The sequence below is a fragment of the Micromonospora sp. NPDC050980 genome, from assembly GCF_040653835.1.
Classification (GTDB): domain Bacteria; phylum Actinomycetota; class Actinomycetes; order Mycobacteriales; family Micromonosporaceae; genus Micromonospora.
Map to the genome: position 1 here is coordinate 1 of NZ_JBFAGS010000068.1, position 1,712 is coordinate 1,712.

Annotated in this window: 2 protein-coding genes and 1 pseudogene; all 3 read left to right on the top strand. The window is 38.8% G+C overall.

Annotation, left to right across the window (positions count from 1 at the left end; translation table 11 throughout):
- Nucleotides 1–714: pseudogene (locus AB0H28_RS30015) on the top strand (hypothetical protein); the annotation flags it as partial.
- 32 nt (nt 715–746) lie between these two features.
- A complete protein-coding gene (locus tag AB0H28_RS30020) occupies nt 747–1,433 on the top strand; it encodes an IS6 family transposase (RefSeq protein ID WP_358047503.1) in 687 nt (228 codons plus the stop codon).
- 43 nt (nt 1,434–1,476) lie between these two features.
- On the top strand, nt 1,477–1,712 hold a 236-nt coding region (locus tag AB0H28_RS30025; protein ID WP_358047506.1), incomplete at its 3' end, for a hypothetical protein.

Sequence of the window (1,712 nt, forward strand, 5' to 3'; positions counted from 1 at the left end):
CAAAAAGAACCCGGCTATTGGTATAGAGATGCAGAGGGAGAGTATCGTTATGTAGGTCGAGCGGGAGATCAAACCGGCATTTTACAAGGAGAAGAGGCAACAGGCTGGGCAAAAATCGAGGGGTATTGGTATCATTTTGAAAACACCGGAAAGATGAATGTCGGCTGGAAAACAAAGATCGCAGATAGAGTGGGGAAATTGTTCAAACTGTATTTTTATCCAAAAGGAAATAAAGACAATTATCCAGTGGGTTCCGTAGCAAAAGGAGAAGTTAATATTCCAGAAAATGGCCAGAACTATACGTATTACTTTGGTGAGTTACAAGGTGGAGACTATAAGAATGAAAACCAGTTAGTTCCCAAACCCCCAACAGATGTTGCCGCAGCGGACCGTGAGAAGATTGGGATGAAGTGGCGTATGCATACCGGATGGAGAAAACAAGGGACAAAATTCCTGTATCATACGGCAGATGGCAAGCAGGTAGAAGTACATGACACGATCCCAATTCGAAACGATGGAAAAGGGGGTAACCCGTATTATACGACCGTTCATGATAACAAAACGTACTATTTTCAAGGAAAGGGATTAACACTTGGTTGGAATGAAAGCAGTTGGGATAAATTAAGGAGATATTTTGCCAAGGCAGATGAAGGAGCGGATGGGTATATAGAAGGAGAAATGGGTTCTGTTGCAAAGTTTTTGGAGCTGAGCTAGACTGTAGAAAAATGAGATGAGGAGCATAACATATGGGATATTTTAAAGGAAAACAATTCGAGAGAGACATTATCTTGGTAGCCGTCGGCTACTATTGTCGTTTTTCTTTAAGCTATCGCGATGTATCTGAACTTTTGAGAGAGCGTGGTGTTTCAGTTCATCCTACAACGATTATGCGTTGGGTTCATGAATACGGAAATATTATTTATCAAATGTGGAAGAAGAAAAATAAATCAGCACATTCCGTATGGCATTTAGATGAAACCTATATCAAAGTCAAGGGAAAGTGGCGTTATCTGTATCGTGCGATTGATAAGGAAGGTCACACATTGGATATTCAACTTCGCAAAAAGCGAGATCATCAAGCGGCCTATATGTTTATGAAAAGGTTAGTGAAAGCTTTTGGAGAACCAACGGTTCTCACAACAGACAAGGCTCCTGCCTTACTTTGTGCGTTCAAAAAACTGAAACATAATGGCTTTTATGTGCATACGAAACATTGCACTGTTAAGCATTTCAATAATCTCATCGAACAGGACCATAGACATATCAAGCGACGTTTTGCTAAATCCGCAGGATTTCAAAACCTTCGTCATGCTTCACGTACAAGCAAAGGAATCGAAACGATTCATGCTATATATAAACAAAACCAAAGTTCGCAACCGAACTTTGGTTTTTCGACGTATAACGAATTACAGAAACTATTCAAAACTGCATAAATTCTACATACCAAACGAGGCTTGTTTTGTCTATTTAAAAACTTTGCAAGGGAACCCATTAATAAATGTAGTTCTAGGTGGAACTCCACTTCCTTTTCCTGATAGTCAAATTCTTAATGGTGGTATAACAGTTGATGGAACAAATACTATATTTACTGTTACAACTACAGGTCAATATCTTATTGATTATAAATTAGATGTAACAGCTGTTGCATTATTTAGTACAGAGTTGATAATTAATGGTTTATCTGGTCCGCTAACTAGAATTATTCCTGTAAT